The following is a 19,171-nucleotide window of genomic DNA, read 5'->3' on the forward strand; positions in this document are numbered from 1 at the left end:
GGGGCCTTCGGGTTTGCGGGGGTGGTAGTTGAACGCTGTTTCTGCGGCGCTCAATGAACTCGATCGAATCAAGGTGTGCACTTTATTGGTGCTTTTGCTTGCGGTCATGCAATTGGTTGGTGCACTGTCACCAACTTGGTGCCATCCGGGAAGGTGGCCTCGACCTGAATGTCGGGGATCATGTCCGGCACGCCTTCCATGACCTGTTCGCGTGTGAGCACCGTTTTGCCTTCGCTCATGAGCGCAGCGACGCTCTTGCCGTCACGGGCGCCTTCCATGATGAAGGCGGTGATCAGGGCAACCGCTTCCGGGTAGTTGAGCTTGAGCCCTCGCGCCATGCGGCGTTCGGCCAGCAGGGCGGCCGTGAAAATCAGAAGCTTGTCTTTTTCGCGTGGCGTCAGTTCCATCGTGTGTCTCGGTGTGGACCGGGGCCTTTGGGTATGTGGGGCAGCGGCTTGGGCTGGCAGCGCCTTCGGCATCGAAATTGCGATGACAAGGGCAGACGAATCCACACTATGCAAGAGCCAGACCAAAATCGTCCAGAGCTGATAAGCCGTTCGACGTATGCGCATGACGAACCCGCAGGGGAAGCACTGCAGCGGGTGGTCAAAGTGCGTCGTGACTACAACACCTGGGTGGCCTCCGAGACCCTGGAAGACTACGCCTTGCGTTTCACGCCGCGCTCAGCCAGGCGCTGGAGTGACTGGCGCGTGGCCAACACGGCTTTCGGGGCTGCGGCGTTTCTGGTGCTGGAAGCAGTGGGGGCCACCTTGCTGGTGGATTACGGTTTCATCAATGCGTTCTGGGCCATCCTGGCGACCGGTCTGATCATCCTGCTGGCCGGTTGGCCCATCAGCGTGTATGCCGCCCGCCATGGCCTGGACATGGACCTGCTCACACGCGGGGCTGGATTCGGCTACATCGGCTCGACCATCACCTCACTGATCTACGCGACCTTCACTTTCATCTTCTTTGCGCTGGAGGCCGCCATCATGGCCTACGCGCTGGAGCTGGCGTTCGACATCCCGCCAGCATGGGGCTACCTGATCTGCGCCTTGGTGGTCGTGCCGCTGGTGACGCATGGTGTGACCATCATCAGCCGTCTGCAGTTGATCTCGCAGCCCCTGTGGCTGGTGATGCTGGTGCTGCCCTTCATCTATGTGTTCAAGGAGCATCCTGGCATCCTGCATGAGCTGGCGGCCTACCCTGGCGAATCCGGCGAACACCGAGGATTTGACCTGCTCTCCTTTGGTTCGGCCATGACCGTGGGGATCGCGCTGATCACGCAGATGGGCGAGCAGGCCGATTACCTGCGCTTCATGCCGGAGCACCGTGCCGGGCACAAGGCCCGTTGGTTGACGGCCGTGTTCGTGGGGGGGCCGGGCTGGGTGATCCTGGGTGTGTTGAAGATGCTGGGCGGGGCCTTGCTGGCCTACCTGGCCATCAGCTTTTCGGTGCCGGTGGACCGGGCTCTGGATCCCAACCAGATGTACCTGGTGGCCTGGGAAAAGATCTTCCCCCATCAGTCCTGGGCCATTGCCGCCGTGGCCTTGTTCGTGGTGATCTCGCAGCTCAAGATCAACGTCACCAACGCCTACGCCGGCTCGCTCGCCTGGTCGAACTTCTTTGCGCGGGTCACGCACAGCCACCCCGGGCGTGTGGTCTGGGTGGTGTTCAACGCCGTGATCGCCTTGTTGCTGATGGAGCTCAATCTGTTCCAGGCGCTGGGCAAGGTGCTGGGGCTCTACTCCAACATCGCGATCGCCTGGATCATGGCCGTGGTGGCCGACCTCGTGATCAGCAAGCCGATGGGTTGGTCGCCCAAGGGGATCGAGTTCAAGCGCGCCTACCTGTATGACGTGAACCCGGTTGGTGTGGGGGCGATGGGCCTGGCCTCGCTGATCTCCGTGCTGGCCTATGTGGGCTGGCTGGGTGAGTTGGCGCAGGCGTTTTCTGCCGTGATCGCCATGATCGTGGCCTTCGTGACGGCGCCCTTGATTGCTTGGGCGACCAAGGGGCACTACTACCTGGCGCGTTCGCCCTTGAAACAGCCGCACGTGGGGCGCCCACCCTTCGTGCACGATGCGCCGGCTGAAGAGGCGGGCATCCCCTTGAGCAAGGTGATCCGCTTGCGGGCTTTGCACCGGTGCACGGTGTGCGAGCGCGAGTACGAGGCCGATGATGTGGCTCATTGCCCGGCCTACCAGGGCTTCATCTGCTCCTTGTGTTGCTCGCTCGATGCCCGTTGCCAAGACCTCTGCAAGCCTGAAGCGCGCTGGGCGGAGCAGTGGCGTGGCCTGGGCCGCAAGCTGATGCCGGCGTTCATCTGGCGTCGCATGGACACGGAGTTGGGGCAGTTCATGCTGATCATGCTGGTGCTGGCGCCCCTGCTGGCGGGCGTGTTCGGCCTGGTGTATCAGCAGCAGTTGCGGGATCTGGATGTGCTGGATCTCACCAACACCGGCGCGGCTGCAGACATGCTGCAGGGGGCCTTCATCAAGGTGTTTGCGGCCTTGTTGCTGGTGGCCGGCGTGGTGGCGTGGTGGGTGGTGCTCACGCACAAGAGCCGCCAGGTCGCGCAGGAAGAATCCAATCGCCAGACCCATCTGCTGGTGCGTGAAATCGAGTCCCACCGCATCACCGACGAGAAGCTGCAGCAGGCCAAGCAGACCGCCGAGCAGGCCAACCAGGCCAAGAGCCGCTACATCACCACCATCAGCCACGAGTTGCGCACGCCCTTGAACGGCATTCTGGGCTATGCGCAATTGCTCGATGAAGATCAACAGCTGCCCGAGCACGTCAAGCACGGGGTGGGGGTGATCAAGCGCGGCGGCGATCACCTGTTGTCGCTGATCGAAGGCACGCTGGACATCGCCCGCATTGAAAGTGGCAAGCTGACGTTGGACGTCAAGCCTGTTCGCCTGGGCGACTTGTTGCAGCAGATCACGGGCCTGATTGAAAACGAGGCACGCGCCAAGCACCTGCGTTTCGAGGCCGACATTGACCCTGCGCTACCAGAGGCCGTGCGTGCCGACGAGCGACGCGTGCGCCAGATCCTCATCAACGTGCTGGGCAATGCCGTGAAGTTCACCAGCACAGGGCAGGTGACCTTCAAGGTTCGCTACGCCCGTGAGATCGCCCAGATCGACATCACGGACACGGGGCCAGGCATTGCACAGGCCGAACTGGACAAGATCTTCGAGCCGTTTGCGCGAGGCTCTTCGGCAGCAGGCAACTCCGCTGCGGGCACTGGCCTGGGTCTGACCATCAGCAAGATGCTTACTGACCTGATGGGCGGTGAAATGAGCGTGCAGAGCAAGCTGGGCCTGGGCACCACCTTCCGCATTCGCTTGTTCCTGCCGCAGGTGCGCGCCGCCGACGTGCAACGCGCCAGACCCAGCGGACAACGCACCGGCTATGTGGGCGAGCGCCGCCGCATCTGGGTGGTCGACAACGAGGAGGCCGATCGTGGCTTGCTGCTGCGCATCCTGGAGCCGCTGGGCTTCGAGGTGACGGCGCTGGCCTCCGGGGTCGAGTGCGTGGCGCACTTGCGCGCCTGCCCACCCCAGTTGATGCCCCACGCTTTGTTCATGGACCTGGCCATGCCGGGCATGGATGGGTGGGCTACCTTGCGCGCCATCCGGGTGTCTGAGCTCAGCGATGCACCAGCGGCCATCGTGTCAGCCAATGCCTTTGACAAGGCGCTGGACAACGATGTGGGCATCACCCCGGACGATTTCATCGTCAAGCCGGTGCGCGTGGCCGAGTTGCTGGACTGGTTGGGACGCAAGCTGCAGCTGCAGTGGATCGAGGTGGAGCGGGCGCAGGCCAACAGTGCGCCCGTGCCCCATGCCAGCCAGCAGGCGGGGCAGGAAGGGCAGGACAGCCCGCTGCCCTCGCTGACTGCGCTGCGCAGCCTGGAGGATCAGATCCACGCCGGCTACATCCGCGGCGTGCACAAGGCGCTGGATCAGATTGCGGCCGCCGAACCGCAGTGCGAGGTTTTCGTCCAGAAACTGCGTACCATGGCGCGGCAGTTCCAGCTGGATGCCATGGCCAGCCTGCTGAAAGAATCCCTGGCCCAGGCGCAATCTGGTGCCTGAGACACTCTGAATTCGATTGTTATACCCACCATGTTCGAGAGACTCGACCGCAGCCGTACCGACGTCGTGCTCATCGTGGACGATGTGCCGGATAACCTGTCGCTGCTGCATGACGCCCTGGATGACGAAGGCTACACCGTGCTGGTGGCCACGCATGGCGAAGCGGCCTTGCAGCGCGCCAGCCAGGCCGTGCCCGACATCATCTTGCTGGACGCGATCATGCCAGGCATGGATGGGTTCGAGGTGGCGCGCCGTCTGAAGGCGCAACCTGAGACCAGCCACATCCCCATCATCTTCATGACGGGCTTGAGCGAGACCGAGCACGTGGTGGCTGCTTTTGCCGCAGGTAGTGTGGATTACGTGGTCAAGCCCATTCGGCCACGCGAGGTGATGGCCCGCATCGCCGCGCACATGCAAAGTGCCCGACAGGCCAGGCAGGCGCGCAATGCGCTGGATGCGTTTGGCCACGCCTCGATCACCGTGCGTGTCAGCGACGGTCGGGTTCTGTGGCAGACGCCGCTGGCGCGCAAGCTCCTGCAGGCCTACTTCGATACACCCGAGGCGGTGGCGCCATTGGAACTGGCTGCATGGCTGGCACATGCGGTGCCTGCCCTGGCAAAGGGCATGGCGGAAGGCCGGGCGCCGGTGAGCGCACCCGTCTGGGCGGTGAACCAGGCTGGGAGTCGCTTGAGCTTCACACTGCACCAGCCCACTGGTGAAGACGAATGGCTGCTGGTCATGCAGGAAAGCTCCGATCAGGCTGCCATGGACGCCCTGAGTCAGGAGTTCAAGCTCACGGCCCGAGAGGGCGAGGTGCTCTATTGGGTGGTGAAGGGCAAGACCAACCGCGACATCGGCGACATCCTGGGCAGCAGCCCCGCCACGGTCAAGAAGCAGCTGGAGCACATCTTCGCCAAGCTGGGCGTGGAGACGCGCACGGCTGCCGCCGGGTTGGCCATGAGCCGGGTGTCGCAGTTGAAGGTGCGTTGAACTCTGCCGATCACATCGGCTTGAACAGGTGGGCGTAACTGCGGCTCACCGACAAGCGTTCATCTCGGCCGCGCAGGTGGAGGAAGATGCGGCCCGTGTCTTCCCGAATCACCCGGTCGATCAGGGTCGTGCGTACCACCGTGCCTCGGTGAATCTGCGTGAATGTCTGGGCATCCAGTCTGGGCATGAGGTCGCGCAGAGGTGTGCGAATCAGCAAGGTGCGATCCTGGGTCACCACGCGGACATACTTGTCGTCGGCCTCGAAATAGTGGATGTCCGTCACGGGCACCATGTGGACGGTCGAGCCCAGTCCTGCCTGGATGATGTTCAGCGGTGGCAGACCAGTCTGGGGCCCCGTGGACGCACTGCGCAGGACCTGCCATGGCGTCATGGCGTGCGTTTCATCGCCATGCCGCTCTTTCAGTCGAGCTGACAATCGTTCGCATGTTTTCTCCAGGCGTTGCCCCTCTACCGGTTTGAGCACGTAGTCCACCGCAGCGCGTTCGAACGCATCGACGGCAAAGCGGTCAAATGCGGTGACGAACACGATCAGCGGTAGCGCGGCGTCCATCGGCCAGTTGTCCACGATGCGCTCGGCCGCTTCCAGGCCATTGAGCACAGGCATCTGGATGTCCAGGAAGATGATGTCTGGCCGATGCTGTTTGGCTGTGATGGCGGCCTCTTCGCCATCGTGAACGATGGCCGTGATCTGCAGGGTTGGCCAGAGCTTGCCTAGCATCTTGGCCAGGCCTTTGGCCAGAACGGGCTCGTCTTCGGCGATGAGCGCCGTGGCGGTCGGCTGGTTCATGAGGTGCGGCCCTCTACGTACAGTGGCAGGCGCAGCGTGACCTCGGTGGTGTCATGGCGTTGGTCGTGTCGCATGTTGAAGTGGCTGTCGTCGCCGTACAGCGTGCGCAAGCGGTCACGAATATAGTGCAAGCCAAATCCTGTCCCGCTTGGTGGTTCGTGCTCATCGGTCGCGCCACCGTCCGAGGAGTTCACACCGGAGTTGAGTACGCGCAGCACGAGTTGGCCATCCTGCTCGCTCGCGCCCACCGTCAGCGTGCCCCCTTGCTTTCTGCGCTCCAGCCCGTGCCGGATGGCATTTTCGATCAGCGGCTGCAGCAGCATGGCAGGGACCTGCGCGCCGCCCAATTCATCGGGCAGGGCAAGTGTGCTGTGCAGGCGATCACCCATGCGGATCTTCATGATGGACAGGTAGTCAGCCGCGAGCTTGAACTCCTCGGCCAGAGCGTGCTCGCTGGCGCGGCTGCCGGTGAGGGTGGTGCGCAAGAAGCCGATCAGGTGCAGCAGCATCTGGCGGGCCTGCTGTGGGCTGTCGTCAATCAACTCATACAGATTGGACAGCGTGTTGAACAGCATGTGGGGATCCAGTTGCGAGCGCAGCAGGTTGAGCTGCGCCTGTGCCGTGAGCTTTTGAGCCATGCGTTCTCTGGCCTCACTGAGTGCGGCCCTGTCTTGAAAGTACTCGAATACATAGACGGACAAGGTGCCATAGCTGGCATTGAAGAAGGTCATTTTGTAGACCGGATAGGTCTGCGGCAGCCAGGCCTGTCCCCAGTCGGACGCCTGAATGGCGATGAAGGTTTGTTGGGCCAACCAGGAGCCCAGTAGCAGGCACAGAACGGTGGTGAACAGCAGTTGCCACTTCACGCGGGTCGGCAGCCCCCGGTACAGCCCCTCTCGTTCATAGCACGCCTGCGCATCCGGCATCTGCCGCCAGCCGTGGCGCGCCACCAGCAGCATGGCATTGGCCGTGATCAATAGGCCGAACAGGCCGATGCACTGCAGCCAGGCGAGGTAATACAGCAGCCCCTGAGTCTGTGGGTGTTGGGGTGACAACACTTCCGTGGCATGCAGTGACAGGGCGCCCACCAGCAGCAGGACCTGATTGAGGATGAACAACCTGGGCATGACACGTCGCCAGGTCAGATTGGGTGGGTAAGGGGCCGGTGACGTGGCCTGGGTAGAAGGCATGGCCGCTAGCGTACTGCATGGGCGGGGAAGGCGAGGCTGCGAGGGGTGGGTGGCAGCTGTGCGGCGCGAATGGCAGATGTGCGGTGCCAATGGCATGGCGGCAGCGAGGTGGCGCCTGCGCAAGCTCCAGACGCCGTTCACGTTATCGATCTGCTGTTGGCCTGCTGAAGTGGCTGTCCATCGCATCTGTCTGGTCGTCGTGAAGGCTCCTGCCTAGATTGTTTTCCTGATGACATTCGGGCCTCATCAGCTCAGACAAGAGGAGCAAGATAATGAAACAAGCATGCATCAGGCAGCAGGTATTGGCATGGACCTTGGGTGCCTTGAGCGTCGGCTTTGCGCAGGCTCAGACTGGCCCGGCCGTACGTCTGGCAGTGGGGGATCTGGTGGGTGTGACTCAGGATGGGGTCGATCAGTTCAGGGGGGTCCCCTATGCGCAGCCGCCTGTAGGGGCTTTGCGTTGGGCTGCGCCGCAGCCAGCCCCATCATGGGTGGGTTCGAAAGATGCAAGTCAGTTCGGTGCAGCCTGTCCGCAGGCGCTCGAGCCCTTTGGGGATAACGTTCGCAACAGCGAAGACTGTCTTTTCCTCAATGTCTTTGTGCCGCCATCTGCCAAGGTCGGACAACGACCTGTCATTGTCTGGATCCCAGGCAGCGGTCAGGTTCTGGGATCTGCGCGCCAGTACGACGCCAGCAAGCTGGCCCAAGCCACGCAGGCCGTGGTGGTGACGATGAATTACCGCCTGGGTGCCCTGGGATGGTTGTGGACATCGGGCATGGCAGCCGAGCGCAAAGGCCACAACTTCGCCTTGCAGGATCAGCAAGAGGCCATGCGTTGGGTCAAGCGCCACATCGGCAACTTTGGCGGAGATCCTGATCGCATCACGATGGCGGGCGAGTCTGTCGGCTCGATATCGGCATCCTTGCACCTGGTGTCGCCTACCGCTGCCGGGCTTTTCCATCGGGCCATTCTGGCCAGCGGCATCGAGCCACCGGGCTTGCTGACATCGGTCAAGGCAGCCGAGCTGGGTGATGCGTTTGCGGCCAAGCTGGGCTGTGCTGCGGGGGCTGATCAGCTGGCGTGCCTGCGCAGCAAGTCACCACAGGAGTTGCTGAAGGTCTCCCCCACCTACGCAGACATCGGCAAGTATGGCTTGGGCTGGAAGCACTTCGTCGATGGCGAGATGATCACCGGCGACGTTTTTGCGGCCTTGTCCAAGGGTAACTTCAACAAGGTGCCTTTGATGGTGGGCTCGACCAAGGACGAGGGCCGGGGCTTCATCCCGCTGTCGTTCGAGTTGGATGGCACGCCGATGACGCAGGATGAGTACGTCACCGCCACCAACAAGTTCATTGGCAGCTTCATGCAACCCGTGCTGACCGGCTTGATGTACCCCAGCAGCAAACTGGGCAGCCCGGCGCAGGCCTATTCGCAACTGGTGACGGATGGCTGGTTTGCCTGTCAGGCCAATGAGGTGGCCAACCGCGCGAGCACCCAGGTGCCCACATATGCCTATGAGTTTGCTGACCGCACGGCGCCGGAATACGTGAGGGATCCGTTCATGGCGTCTGGTGCCTTCCATGCGTCGGATGTCTTGTACTGGTTCCAGTCGCCCATTGGTGGGGCCCCCCTGACCTTGAATGCGGCCCAGAAGCGTTTGTCCGACCAGATGCAGGCCTACTGGAAGCAGTTCGCCGAAATGGGCAACCCCAACGGCGCAGCTGGTGCTGCGAACTGGCCGAAGTTCAACAAGCTGACCACGCCGTATCTGACGCTGGCGCCTGATGACATTTCCGTTCAAGACTGGGGGGCATTCCAGCGCGCGCACCAGTGCACGGCCTGGTCGCTGCTCTACAGCATGCGCTCGCTGGGCGCGGTCTGATCGAGGCGCTTGTTTCAGAGCTTGGGCAGGTCCATCGCTTCGGGCGTATGGCCCTGCCTGATCAACCAGTCACGCAAAGCCAGGCCGGTGGCTGCGGGCCAGTAGCGCGCCTTGGCAGGCTCGATGCGCTTGTAGTCCACCAGTTCTTCATTCAGCACGATCTCGCCAGTGGCGGGCACGTGGTACGCGATGATGATCTGGTTGTGGCGTGGGAATACGTAGTGGCCGATGAAGTTGGCGGCCTGGGCCTGGAGGTTCAGCTCTTCCTGCACTTCTCGCATGACGGCTTCTTCCGGGCTCGGGTCGGTCTTTTCCAGAAAGCCGGTGATCAGCGCATAGAAGGGCACGGGCCAGGCCCGGTTGCGCGCCAGGATGATGTGGCCTTCATGTTCCACCACGGCGGCGACCACCGGAGTCGGGTTGTCCCAGTGGACGTAGCCGCAGGCCTCGTCCGGGCAGGCGTTGCGGCTGATGCCCTCATCGATTCTGGATTGAAGCGGTTTGGCGCATTGCGGGCAAAAGTTGAATGCCATCTGACGGTCTCTCCTTGATTGATGTCGTCCAGCGTGGCCTTGCTGCCCTTGCGTGCAAAACGGGCGTGGGCTCAAGCCGCAGGCGGTGCTGACAGCCTAACCGACTTGAGCAGGGCTCGCTGGAATCGGCTGGAGCTCACGGCCAGGATTTCCTGGTGGATTGGCGGCAATGCGGCCCAGTTGGTCTCGAATTGCGAGAGGCCTTGGGCCAGGCCCTCCAGCGAGCCGGCGATGGCGATGTCATTGCCGCCTTCGTCTGATTCAGCTGAAATCACGCCGCCGGAAAACGCCTTGCTCAGGCGGCGCATCACTTCGCGCGTCTGCTCGGTGTCTGCCTGCACATTGGCCACGAGCCAACCGTTCGGCGCAAGCGCAGCGCGGCAATGTTGGTAGAAGCTGCGTGAGCAGAGCGCCTCTGGCAAGCCCTGGCCCGTGAATCCGTCCACGAGGATCACGTCATACGCCTGCGGCGGTTGGCGCACAAATCGTGCGCCGTCATCGCACACGATGCGAAGCCGTTCACTGTCTGGTGGAATGAGAAATTCATGCCGCATGTCGATGACGTCCTGGCTGATTTCCACGACGGTCAGATCGGTGTCGGGCAGGTGCTTGTGCAGGTACTTCAACATCGAGCCACCACCCAGACCAATCATCAGGATCGAGCGGGGCGCCGAGTTGAAGAGCAGAAAGCCCATCATCGCCCGGGTGTAGTCCAGCACGAGTTCGTCGGGCGCATCCAGGCGCATGCAACTCTGGATCAGCGAAGACTCGAAACTCAGCGAGACGGTCTGGCTGTTGGTATGGAGGCGGGGCCTCTCGATGGGGGTGTCATTCACGATGGGGCCCGAGTGTAGGTCATCTCGGGTTTGCCCTTTTTAAACTTATCAACTGGTATGATAAGCTGGCCTGATGGAAAAGTTGTTGGACCCCATCCTCAGGCAGCCTTTGTCGGACGCGCTTTACGTGCAACTCAAGGGCAAGATCATCGACGGTGAGTTGAAGCCCGGCGACCGTCTGCCTTCCGAGCGTGTGCTCAGCGAGGAGTCCGGCGTCAACCGGGGTGCCGTGCGGGAGGCGATCAAGCGCCTTCAGCAGGCAGGCCTGGTGGTCGTGAAGCAGGGCGGCAAGCACGAGGTGCTGGATTACCGCCAGCAAGGCAGCCTGGAGTTGTTGCCCAGCCTGCTGATCAACAGCAAGGGCATGGTCGATCCCAAGGTGGTGCGCAACATCATGGGCATGCGCTCGGCGCTGGCGCCTGAGATCGCGGCGGAGGCGGCGCGCCTGGGCGGGCCTGCGCTGGCTGACAAGCTCGATCCGGTCTTGTGCGTGATGGAAGGCAGCTTGCACGATCTGGCCGCCTTGCAGGTTGGCGCCATGCACTTCTGGCAGACCCTGGCCATTGCCAGCGACAACATCGCTTATCAACTGGCTTTCAACTCGATGCGCCGCACTTATCACAAAGCCTGGGACAAGTTGACGTACGTGATGGCGCGCGAGTTCCAGGATCTGGACAATCTCAGGGCCATCGCGGCGGCAGTTGGGCGTTCGGATCCCGACGCGGCGCGCGTGGCTGCCCGTGCGCACGTGGAGTTGGGTCGTCAGGCCCTGGATGCCGTGTTTTCGGCAGTTTGATTGATCAGGAGTTCTCCATGTCTGCATTGCGCGCAACCGACACGGTCATGCCCACGGCTGAGGACACGGTCCATCACAACCCGATGCGGCCCCCAGCAGATTCGCCGCGAACGGTGAGTGAGGCGGTGTGGGTGTTTCTTCGGCACCCCAGTCCGCTCATCCTGCTGGTGACGCTGCTTGCCCTGGGGGTGATGCGCTGGCAGGCCGGTGATCTCGCCTGGCAGGATGCCGCCATTGCCTTGGGGATCTGGGCGTACTTCCCGTTCAACGAGTGGCTGATCCACAAGTTCATCCTGCATTACCGCCCGCGGCAGATTCTGGGGCGGACGGTGGACTTCTACCTGCCCAAGACCCATCGGCGTCACCACTCGGACCCTTGGAACCTCACCTGGGTGTTCGTGCCGCGGCATGTGCATGCCCTGGTGCTGGGGCTGCTGTCTCTCGTCTATCTGGTGGCGGGATCCTGGCGCCCCGAGTTGCTCACCTTCGCCTTCGTGTACCTCCTGTTCGGCCTGCACTACGAGTGGGTGCATTACCTGACGCACATCACCTGGTGCCCGCCGCTGGCGTATTACGAACGCCGCGTGCTGGAGCACCGTTGGCACCATTTCCGCAACGAGAACTACTGGTGGGGCGTCTCTTTCGGTGCGGGAGACCGCGTGCTGGGCACGGCGCCAGACGCCAAGGACATCGCCCGCTCGGGCACCAACCGGGACCTGGGTCTGAAGCGCTGATCGCAGCGTTTTTCTACGCCACCTTACGCCACTCATACGCCAGGTGGCGTATTTCGCACTTTGAAGCCTCTGGGCACACTGAATGCATCGGATCTGAAAACGGCCATCCAAGCTGATCAGAGACGTGACAAGCAAGAGTCAAGCGTTCAAAACCCCACCGCTTCAAAGGAGCGAAATCCATGAGCATTTCTCGTCGCAGCGCCGTTCAAACCCTGTCCGCCGTCGCCCTGGGCGTCGCCGGTCTGGCCTTCAGCTCCATGGCCCAAGCCGCCGACACCATCAAGGTTGGCGTGCTTCACTCGTTGTCGGGCACCATGGCCATCTCCGAGACCGTTCTGAAGGACACCGTCCTGATGGCGATCGACGAGATCAATGCCAAGGGTGGTCTGCTGGGCAAGAAGCTGGAGCCTGTGGTGGTCGACCCCGCCTCCAACTGGCCTCTGTTTGCCGAAAAGGCCAAGCAGTTGCTGACACAAGACAAGGTGGCCGTGACCTTCGGTTGCTGGACTTCCGTGTCGCGCAAGTCGGTGCTGCCTGTTTACAAGGAAAACAACGGCCTGCTGTTCTACCCCGTGCAGTACGAAGGTGAAGAGCTCGAAAAGAACGTGTTCTACACGGGCGCCGCACCTAACCAGCAAGCCATTCCTGCCGTCGAATACCTGATGAGCAAGGACGGTGGCGGCGCCAAGCGCTTCGTGCTGCTGGGCACCGACTACGTCTACCCACGCACCACGAACAAGATCCTGCGTGCCTTCCTGAAGTCCAAGGGTGTTGCTGAAGCCGACATCATGGAGGAGTACACCCCCTTCGGTCACTCCGACTATCAGACCATCATCGCCAAGATCAAGAAGTTCGCTTCTGAAGGCAAGAAGACCGCTGTGGTCTCCACCATCAACGGTGACTCCAACGTGCCTTTCTACAAGGAACTGGGCAACCAGGGTCTGAAGGCCAAGGACGTGCCCGTGGTCGCCTTCTCGGTGGGTGAAGAAGAGCTGCGCGGTGTGGACACCAAGCCTCTGGTTGGTCACCTGGCTGCCTGGAACTACTTCATGTCGGTCAAGAATCCGACCAACGATGACTTCATCAAGAAGTGGTCGGCTTACGCCAAGGCCAAGGGTATCGCCGGTCACAAGGACAAGCCTCTGACCAATGACCCGATGGAAGCCACCTACATCGGCATCAACATGTGGGCTCAGGCGGTGAAGAAGGCCGGCTCCACCGATACCGACAAGGTGATCGCTGCCATGGCTGGCCAGACCTTCAAGGCACCTGGCGGTTTCATGTCTACGATGGATCCCAAGAACCACCACTTGCACAAGCCCGTGTTCATCGGCGAAGTCAAGGCCGATGGTCAGTTCAAGGTTGTGTGGAAGACCCCAGGTCCTGTCAAGGCTCAACCTTGGAGCCCCTTCATCGAAGGCAACGACAAGAAGAAGGACGCGCCTGAAGTCAAGTGATCGTTTGATCACGCGAGTGCCCGTCCTCGCTAACTGACGGGATGAACCATGAGCAGAGCGGTTCGCCCCGTTGGGGTCACCAACGGGGCGTTTTTTATTCCTGCTGACATCCTGAGACAGGACATGCCTGTGAAGACACACCACGCTGAGCAAAGCCCGCACGGCAAGACGACGATCAAGTCGCGCCTGAGCAGGGCCATGTCGGCCACCTTGCTGACCCTGACCATGGGCGCCACCTTGGGGCTGACCATCGGGCAACAAGAAGCCCTCGCACTGACCGCCGAAGAAGCCTATTCCATTGCCGGCGGCGACAACGATGCACGTATCGCTGCCCTGCAAAAGCTGGTTGCCAAGGGTGATCCAGCCTTGCCCGCATTCCTGGAGGCCCTGGCCGCTGACACCGTGAAGGTGGCTGGCAACAAGGCCTATATTGTCTACGGCGACGATGTGAAAGACGCCGCGACCGGCGCACCCGCCAAGCTGCCCGAGGGCGCCGAAGACGTGGTCAACAACAACCGCATGAGCAGCGAGATCGATGCGGCACTGGCTGCAGGCAAGCTGGCCTCGCCGGATGTGGCCGCGCGCGCCGAGGCGATCGACGCTTTGTCCAATGCGGCCGATGAGTCCAAACTGCCTGTGATCGAAAAAGCCTTGGCTGCGGAGACCGACGCCAAGCTCAAGTCCTTGCTCAAGGCCGTGCGGGCCAAGGCCATGCTGACATCGTCAGACGCTGGCACCCGCATTGAAGCGACCAAGGCGCTGGCAGAAGACGCCACGCCTGAGGCCCGCGCCCTGTTGATGGAGCGCATGGCTGGCACAGACGAGACCGATCCTGCCGTCAAGGGGGCCTTGCAGCTCGCGCTCGACAAGGTCAACCGCAAGCTGGCTTGGGGGGAATACGCTGGCGTGCTGTTTACCGGCATCAGCCTGGGTTCGATCCTGCTGTTGGCCGCGCTCGGTCTGGCCATCACCTATGGGCTGATGGGCGTGATCAACATGGCCCATGGCGAGTTGATGATGATTGGCGCCTATGCCACCTTTGCCGTGCAGAACGTGTTCCGCACCCACTTCCCGGGCGCTTTCGACTGGTACATCGTGCTGGCTGTGCCGGCCTCCTTCATGGCCGCAGCCCTGGTGGGCGCGGTGCTGGAGCGCGGGGTGTTCCGCTTCCTCTACGGGCGCCCGCTGGAAACCCTGCTGGCCTCCTGGGGCGTGAGCCTGATGCTGATGCAAGGCGTGCGCAGCCTGTTTGGCGCGCAGAACGTGCAGGTGGAAAACCCCTCGTGGATGTCTGGTGGCTTTGACATCCTGAGCAACCTCACGCTGCCTTACAACCGCCTGGTCATCATCGCCTTCGCGGCCCTGGTGCTGGTGGGCATGACCTTGCTGATCGCCCGGACGCGCCTGGGCCTGTTCGTGCGCAGTGTGACCCAGAACCGCCCAATGGCGTCCTGCATGGGTGTGAACACCGCGCGTGTGGACACCATGGCGTTTTCGCTGGGTGCCGGTATCGCAGGCCTGGCTGGTTGCGCGCTCTCACAGATCGGCAACGTGGGCCCTGACCTCGGCCAGAACTACATCGTGGACTCGTTCATGGTGGTGGTGCTGGGTGGCGTCGGTCAGATTGCCGGTACCGTGTACGCCGCCTTGGGCCTGGGCCTGATCAACAAGTTCCTGGAAGGGTGGGCAGGTGCCGTGCTGGCCAAGATCATGGTGCTGGTCATCGTGGTGATCTTCATCCAGAAACGTCCGCAGGGCATTTTCGCATTGAAAGGACGAGAGGCCTAGCCTCTCCTCCTTTCACCCCCCTACACGCTTCGCGTGCCCCCCAGGGGGCGCGGCCTAAGGCCCGGCAAAGCCGGATCCTTGGCTCGCAGCTGGATCGTGAGGGTGGGGGCCGCCAAGAGTTGTTCTAGATATTCAACGATGAGCCATATGACGAGTTCTTCAATTCTTCCAAAGCCCAAAGGCGGGCTGATGCTCGGAGCAGGGGGCTGGGGTGCCGTGGTGACGGCCTTGGCAGTGGTGGTCGTTCTGGCGCCCATGCTCAATCTGCTGGTGCCGGCCGGTTCTGCCCTGCATCTATCCGACTATGCGGTGGCCCTGATCGGCAAGATCATGTGCTATGCCATCTGTGCCCTGGCCATGGACCTGATATGGGGCTACACCGGCATCCTGTCGCTGGGGCACGGGCTGTTCTTTGCTCTGGGTGGCTACGGCATGGGCATGTACCTGATGCGTCAGATCGGTCGTGACGGCAGCTACCACTCGGATCTGCCAGACTTCATGGTCTTCCTGGACTGGAAGACCGTGCCCTGGCACTGGACCTTCAGCGAATCCTTCATCGCCCAGATGATCCTGGTGGTGCTGGTGCCCGGCCTGCTGGCCTTCGTGTTCGGCTTCTTTGCCTTCCGATCGCGCATCAAGGGTGTGTATTTCTCGATCATCACCCAGGCGATGACGTTCGCGGCCATGCTGCTGTTCTTCCGCAATGAAACCGGCTTTGGTGGCAACAACGGTTTCACCGATTTCAAGCGCATCCTGGGTATCCCTATCGCGCAGCCTTCCACCCGGATGGTGCTGTTCGTGCTCACCGGCATGACGCTGATCGGCTTCTACCTGATGGCCCGCTGGCTGGTGAACACCAAGTTCGGTCGCGTGCTGCAAGCCATCCGTGATGCGGAGAATCGTGTCATGTTCTGCGGCTACAACCCGCTGGCCTACAAGCTCGCTATCTGGACGCTGTCGGCCGTGATGTGCGCCATTGCCGGTGCGCTGTACGTGCCACAGGTCGGCATCATCAACCCCAGCGAGATGTCGGCGGCGTCCGGTATCGAGATCGCCATCTGGGCGGCGGTCGGTGGGCGCGCCAGCCTGATCGGCCCCATCATCGGTGCCTTCTTCGTCAACGGGGCCAAGAGCTGGTTCACGCAGGCCTTCCCCGAGTTCTGGCTGTACTTCCTGGGTGCCCTCTTCATTCTGGTGACCCTGTACTTGCCACACGGCATCGTCGGTGGTGTCAAGAAGCTGCTCAACAAGAACGCCGAGGTGAAAGCATGACCCCAGACCTGATGGAAGCGGGCACCGAAGCCCTGAACAAGGCCAAGGGCCTGCCCAGCAATGCCGGTGAGTCCGGCGGCCGCGAGGCGGCTTACGGACGCGTGGTGGAACCCGATCAACTGGATGTGCGCCATGGCTCCATCCTGTACCTGGATGACATCTCGGTGAGCTTCGATGGCTTCAAGGCCTTGAACAAGCTGAGCCTGGACATCGCCGTGGGTGAGATGCGCTGCATCATCGGCCCCAACGGCGCAGGCAAGACCACGATGATGGACGTCATCACAGGCAAGACCCGGCCTGATTCCGGCTCGGCCTTCTTCGGCTCGACCATTGATCTGCTGGCTCGCCGTGAAAACGAGATCGCCCAGATCGGCATTGGGCGCAAATTCCAGAAGCCCACCGTGTTCGAACAACTCAGCGTGTTCGAAAACCTGGAGCTGGCCTTGAAGGCCGATCGCCGCGCCCGTGCCTCGGTGTTCTTCAAGCTCAACAGCGAACAACTCGATCGCATCGGCGACATGCTCAAGCTGATCCACCTGAAGGACCAGGCGCAGCGCACGGCGGGCTTGTTGTCGCACGGTCAGAAGCAATGGCTGGAGATCGGCATGCTCCTGATGCAGGATCCCAAGCTCCTGTTGTTGGACGAGCCGGTGGCCGGCATGACCGACGAAGAGACCGAACGCACGGCCGAGCTGTTCCTGTCGCTGGAAGGCGCGCACTCCCTGGTGGTGGTGGAGCACGACATGAAGTTCATTGGCGAGCTGACCACGCAAGGCGTCAATGCCGCGAAGAAGAAGGTCACGGTGTTGCACGAAGGCTCGGTGCTGGCAGAAGGCACCCTCGCTGATGTGCAGGCCAACGAGAAGGTCGTTGAGGTTTACCTCGGTCGTTGATCGGCTTTGATTCAAGGAACAAGAAGATGCTGAACGTAGAAGCCGTCAACCAGTATTACGGTGGCTCGCACATCCTGCGTGGTCTGGATTTCGAGGCCAAGGTGGGCGAGGTCACGGTGGTGCTGGGCCGCAATGGCGTGGGCAAGACCACGCTGCTCAAGAGCCTGATGGGGCTGGTGCCGATCAAGTCTGGCGCGATCAAGCTGGGCGGCGAGGTCATCGACAAGCTCAAGCCCTATGAGCGAGTGCGCCTGGGCGTGGGCTATGTCCCGCAAGGGCGCGAGATTTTTGGCCGTCTGACCGTGGCCGAGAACCTGCAGATGGGCCTGGCCAGCAAGCCGGGTAGTGCCAAGGTGCCCGAGCAGCTGTTCGAGTTGTTTCCCGTGCTCAAGCAGATGATGAACCGCCGTGGTGGTGACTTGTCTGGTGGTCAGCAACAGCAACTGGCCATCGCGCGCGCGCTGGCTGCCGGCCCGAAGATCCTGATCCTGGATGAGCCGACGGAAGGCATTCAGCCCAGCATCATCAAGGACATCGGGCGCGCCATCCGCAAGCTGGCTGATGAAGGCTTGAACGGCCAGAAGATGGCCGTCGTGCTGGTCGAACAGTTCTATGACTTCGCAGCCGAACTGGCTGATCAATACCTTGTCATGGAACGAGGCGAGATCATCAAGCGCGGCCGCGGCTCAGACATGGAAGCCGACGGCGTGCGCCAGCTCATGTCCATCTGAGCGCTCACGACAAGGTGGTGCTGCCTGATGCTGCCTGTTGACGGGCCTGCCAGGCATGCAAGGCCCGGCGGTATTCGTCCATGGCCATGTCGTGGCGATCAAATATGCAGGGGTCACAACCATTGCCGCAGCAGTCGTTGATGTCGGGCTGCTCAGGCGGGTGAGGCATGGGGTCGGATGGCGTATCGGGCTCGGCGTTCATGCCACCATTTTCGCGCACCTTGAAGGGTATTGCCTACCCTGCAGGCTGCTTCCGCTGCTGGTCGCGGTTAGACTCTGTCCTCTTTTTATTTCCCGGATGGTGCCTTTTCATGATGTGCCGTCCCTCACTCGCGAAAGGACCCGCCATGCCCGTCGTTACCACCACTTCCGGTCTCCAGTACGAAGACACCGTTGAAGGCTCTGGCGAGGTCGCCAAGGCTGGTGCCTATGTGACCGTTCACTACACCGGCTGGTTGTATGAAGGTGGCGTCAAGGGCGCCAAGTTCGATTCCAGCAAGGACCGCAACGATCCTTTCGAGTTCCCTCTGGGTGCAGGTCACGTGATCCGTGGCTGGGACGAAGGCGTTCAAGGCATGAAGATTGGCGGCACGCGCATTCTCGTGATTCCTCCTCAACTGGGTTACGGTGCACGTGGCGCTGGTGGCGTGATCCCGCCCAATGCCACGCTGATGTTTGAAGTCGAACTGCTGGGCGTCTGATCCATCATGTTTGCCCCCAGCCAGGAGCAGGTGCGCCAGTTTTTCTGCGAGGCCTGGTCCAAGCACCAGGCTGGTCAACCCTTGACGCCATTGGAGGCGCAGGCGGCGGACTGGATCGTCGAGCATCCCGAGTACCACCCGGACCTGGCTGATGTCGAGGCGGCCATTGCCCGCCAGTACACGGTGGAGGAAGGGCGCACTAACCCCTTCCTGCACCTGTCCATGCATTTGTCGATCACCGAGCAGGTGAGCATCGACCAGCCGCGCGGCGTCAAGCAGGCGGTGCAGTTGCTGGCCCACAAGCTCAACTCCGTGCACGAGGCTCATCATGTGGCCATGGAGGCCCTGGGCGAGATGGTGTGGGAGGCCCAACGCGCCGGCACGCCGTTTGACGGCCATGCCTACATCGACAGGCTTCAGATGCGCGCGACGCGTTGAACGTTCGGGCATCTGTCA

Annotated in this window: 18 protein-coding genes; 12 read left to right on the forward strand and 6 right to left on the reverse strand. The window is 61.9% G+C overall.

The annotated features are described in order from the left end of the window. Nucleotides 1–104: 104 nt before the first annotated feature. Nucleotides 105–407 (reverse strand): urease subunit gamma, encoded by a 303-nt coding sequence (locus HY836_RS00720; protein ID WP_290672401.1) that lies wholly within the window; start codon nucleotides 405–407, stop codon nucleotides 105–107. A 108-nt stretch (nucleotides 408–515) separates the two neighbouring features. Here HY836_RS00720 and HY836_RS00725 point away from each other — a divergent pair, with 108 nt between their 5' ends. Next, nucleotides 516–4,103: an ATP-binding protein gene (locus HY836_RS00725; RefSeq protein WP_290672404.1), complete on the forward strand. Its 3,588-nt coding sequence runs from the start codon at nucleotides 516–518 to the stop codon at nucleotides 4,101–4,103. A gap of 30 nt (nucleotides 4,104–4,133) precedes the next feature. Further along, nucleotides 4,134–5,093, forward strand: coding sequence for a response regulator transcription factor (locus HY836_RS00730; RefSeq protein ID WP_290672407.1), 960 nt, complete (start codon nucleotides 4,134–4,136; stop codon nucleotides 5,091–5,093). Between the two features lie 10 nt (nucleotides 5,094–5,103). Here the strand turns inward: HY836_RS00730 and HY836_RS00735 are convergent, their stop codons facing one another. Next, nucleotides 5,104–5,901, reverse strand: coding sequence for a LytTR family DNA-binding domain-containing protein (locus HY836_RS00735; RefSeq protein ID WP_290672410.1), 798 nt, complete (start codon nucleotides 5,899–5,901; stop codon nucleotides 5,104–5,106). Beyond that, complete coding sequence (locus HY836_RS00740; RefSeq protein ID WP_290672413.1) at nucleotides 5,898–7,028, reverse strand: sensor histidine kinase; 1,131 nt, start codon at nucleotides 7,026–7,028, stop codon at nucleotides 5,898–5,900. The genes HY836_RS00735 and HY836_RS00740 overlap by 4 nt, the downstream gene beginning before the upstream one ends. A gap of 335 nt (nucleotides 7,029–7,363) precedes the next feature. Between HY836_RS00740 and HY836_RS00745 the strand changes: the two genes are divergently transcribed. Further along, nucleotides 7,364–8,974 (forward strand): carboxylesterase family protein, encoded by a 1,611-nt coding sequence (locus HY836_RS00745; protein ID WP_290672416.1) that lies wholly within the window; start codon nucleotides 7,364–7,366, stop codon nucleotides 8,972–8,974. A gap of 14 nt (nucleotides 8,975–8,988) precedes the next feature. Here HY836_RS00745 and HY836_RS00750 read toward each other — a convergent pair whose 3' ends face one another. Together HY836_RS00750 and HY836_RS00755 are read right to left on the reverse strand one after the other, a co-directional pair. Next, the gene (locus HY836_RS00750) at nucleotides 8,989–9,507 is read right to left on the reverse strand and encodes an NUDIX domain-containing protein (RefSeq protein WP_290672419.1); all 519 of its coding nucleotides are present in this window, start codon (nucleotides 9,505–9,507) and stop codon (nucleotides 8,989–8,991) included. A gap of 71 nt (nucleotides 9,508–9,578) precedes the next feature. Beyond that, on the reverse strand, nucleotides 9,579–10,343 hold the full coding sequence (locus HY836_RS00755; RefSeq protein WP_290672421.1) for a fused MFS/spermidine synthase: 765 nt from the start codon (nucleotides 10,341–10,343) through the stop codon (nucleotides 9,579–9,581). Nucleotides 10,344–10,416: 73 nt separating this feature from the next. Here HY836_RS00755 and HY836_RS00760 point away from each other — a divergent pair, with 73 nt between their 5' ends. The 7 genes from HY836_RS00760 to urtE all read left to right on the forward strand — a co-directional run bounded on the left by HY836_RS00760 (nucleotide 10,417) and on the right by urtE (nucleotide 18,014). Beyond that, complete coding sequence (locus tag HY836_RS00760) at nucleotides 10,417–11,139, forward strand: GntR family transcriptional regulator (RefSeq protein WP_290672424.1); 723 nt, start codon at nucleotides 10,417–10,419, stop codon at nucleotides 11,137–11,139. Between the two features lie 17 nt (nucleotides 11,140–11,156). Continuing rightward, nucleotides 11,157–11,873 (forward strand): sterol desaturase family protein, encoded by a 717-nt coding sequence (locus HY836_RS00765; protein ID WP_290672427.1) that lies wholly within the window; start codon nucleotides 11,157–11,159, stop codon nucleotides 11,871–11,873. Between the two features lie 179 nt (nucleotides 11,874–12,052). After that, a complete protein-coding gene (gene urtA / locus HY836_RS00770) occupies nucleotides 12,053–13,330 on the forward strand; it encodes an urea ABC transporter substrate-binding protein (protein WP_290672430.1) in 1,278 nt (425 codons plus the stop codon). A 225-nt stretch (nucleotides 13,331–13,555) separates the two neighbouring features. Further along, nucleotides 13,556–15,118: an urea ABC transporter permease subunit UrtB gene (gene urtB, locus HY836_RS00775; RefSeq protein WP_290672858.1), complete on the forward strand. Its 1,563-nt coding sequence runs from the start codon at nucleotides 13,556–13,558 to the stop codon at nucleotides 15,116–15,118. Between the two features lie 147 nt (nucleotides 15,119–15,265). Beyond that, entirely contained in the window at nucleotides 15,266–16,390 is a 1,125-nt protein-coding gene (gene urtC, locus HY836_RS00780) for an urea ABC transporter permease subunit UrtC (protein WP_290672433.1), read from the forward strand. Then, on the forward strand, nucleotides 16,387–17,283 hold the full coding sequence (gene urtD, locus HY836_RS00785; protein ID WP_290672437.1) for an urea ABC transporter ATP-binding protein UrtD: 897 nt from the start codon (nucleotides 16,387–16,389) through the stop codon (nucleotides 17,281–17,283). Before urtC ends, urtD begins: the two co-directional genes overlap by 4 nt. A 26-nt stretch (nucleotides 17,284–17,309) precedes the next feature. Beyond that, nucleotides 17,310–18,014: an urea ABC transporter ATP-binding subunit UrtE gene (urtE, locus tag HY836_RS00790; protein ID WP_290672440.1), complete on the forward strand. Its 705-nt coding sequence runs from the start codon at nucleotides 17,310–17,312 to the stop codon at nucleotides 18,012–18,014. Nucleotides 18,015–18,018: 4 nt separating this feature from the next. On the opposite strand, the gene HY836_RS00795 is transcribed toward urtE, so the two are convergent. Beyond that, entirely contained in the window at nucleotides 18,019–18,216 is a 198-nt protein-coding gene (locus HY836_RS00795; RefSeq protein ID WP_290672443.1) for an oxidoreductase-like domain-containing protein, read from the reverse strand. A gap of 145 nt (nucleotides 18,217–18,361) precedes the next feature. Between HY836_RS00795 and HY836_RS00800 the strand changes: the two genes are divergently transcribed. Together HY836_RS00800 and HY836_RS00805 are read left to right on the forward strand one after the other, a co-directional pair. Further along, entirely contained in the window at nucleotides 18,362–18,715 is a 354-nt protein-coding gene (locus tag HY836_RS00800) for an FKBP-type peptidyl-prolyl cis-trans isomerase (RefSeq protein WP_290672446.1), read from the forward strand. A 6-nt stretch (nucleotides 18,716–18,721) separates the two neighbouring features. Further along, nucleotides 18,722–19,153 (forward strand): DUF1841 family protein, encoded by a 432-nt coding sequence (locus HY836_RS00805; RefSeq protein WP_290672449.1) that lies wholly within the window; start codon nucleotides 18,722–18,724, stop codon nucleotides 19,151–19,153. The last annotated feature ends 18 nt before the right edge of the window (nucleotides 19,154–19,171 follow it).

Origin of the sequence: Aquabacterium sp., assembly GCF_016234775.1 — a bacterium.
Classification (GTDB): Bacteria; Pseudomonadota; Gammaproteobacteria; order Burkholderiales; family Burkholderiaceae_C; genus Aquabacterium.

What these genes read in the sequence shown, in the direction of transcription:
- HY836_RS00720 (WP_290672401.1), bottom strand. Translation starts at nt 407, where the DNA reads ATGGAACTGACGCCACGCGAAAAAGACAAGCTTCTGATTTTCACGGCC.
- HY836_RS00725 (WP_290672404.1), top strand. Translation starts at nt 516, where the DNA reads ATGCAAGAGCCAGACCAAAATCGTCCAGAGCTGATAAGCCGTTCGACG.
- HY836_RS00730 (WP_290672407.1), top strand. Translation starts at nt 4,134, where the DNA reads ATGTTCGAGAGACTCGACCGCAGCCGTACCGACGTCGTGCTCATCGTG.
- HY836_RS00735 (WP_290672410.1), bottom strand. Translation starts at nt 5,901, where the DNA reads ATGAACCAGCCGACCGCCACGGCGCTCATCGCCGAAGACGAGCCCGTT.
- HY836_RS00740 (WP_290672413.1), bottom strand. Translation starts at nt 7,028, where the DNA reads ATGCCCAGGTTGTTCATCCTCAATCAGGTCCTGCTGCTGGTGGGCGCC.
- HY836_RS00745 (WP_290672416.1), top strand. Translation starts at nt 7,364, where the DNA reads ATGAAACAAGCATGCATCAGGCAGCAGGTATTGGCATGGACCTTGGGT.
- HY836_RS00750 (WP_290672419.1), bottom strand. Translation starts at nt 9,507, where the DNA reads ATGGCATTCAACTTTTGCCCGCAATGCGCCAAACCGCTTCAATCCAGA.
- HY836_RS00760 (WP_290672424.1), top strand. Translation starts at nt 10,417, where the DNA reads ATGGAAAAGTTGTTGGACCCCATCCTCAGGCAGCCTTTGTCGGACGCG.
- HY836_RS00765 (WP_290672427.1), top strand. Translation starts at nt 11,157, where the DNA reads ATGTCTGCATTGCGCGCAACCGACACGGTCATGCCCACGGCTGAGGAC.
- urtA (WP_290672430.1), top strand. Translation starts at nt 12,053, where the DNA reads ATGAGCATTTCTCGTCGCAGCGCCGTTCAAACCCTGTCCGCCGTCGCC.
- urtB (WP_290672858.1), top strand. Translation starts at nt 13,556, where the DNA reads ATGGGCGCCACCTTGGGGCTGACCATCGGGCAACAAGAAGCCCTCGCA.
- urtC (WP_290672433.1), top strand. Translation starts at nt 15,266, where the DNA reads ATGACGAGTTCTTCAATTCTTCCAAAGCCCAAAGGCGGGCTGATGCTC.
- urtD (WP_290672437.1), top strand. Translation starts at nt 16,387, where the DNA reads ATGACCCCAGACCTGATGGAAGCGGGCACCGAAGCCCTGAACAAGGCC.
- urtE (WP_290672440.1), top strand. Translation starts at nt 17,310, where the DNA reads ATGCTGAACGTAGAAGCCGTCAACCAGTATTACGGTGGCTCGCACATC.
- HY836_RS00795 (WP_290672443.1), bottom strand. Translation starts at nt 18,216, where the DNA reads ATGAACGCCGAGCCCGATACGCCATCCGACCCCATGCCTCACCCGCCT.
- HY836_RS00800 (WP_290672446.1), top strand. Translation starts at nt 18,362, where the DNA reads ATGCCCGTCGTTACCACCACTTCCGGTCTCCAGTACGAAGACACCGTT.
- HY836_RS00805 (WP_290672449.1), top strand. Translation starts at nt 18,722, where the DNA reads ATGTTTGCCCCCAGCCAGGAGCAGGTGCGCCAGTTTTTCTGCGAGGCC.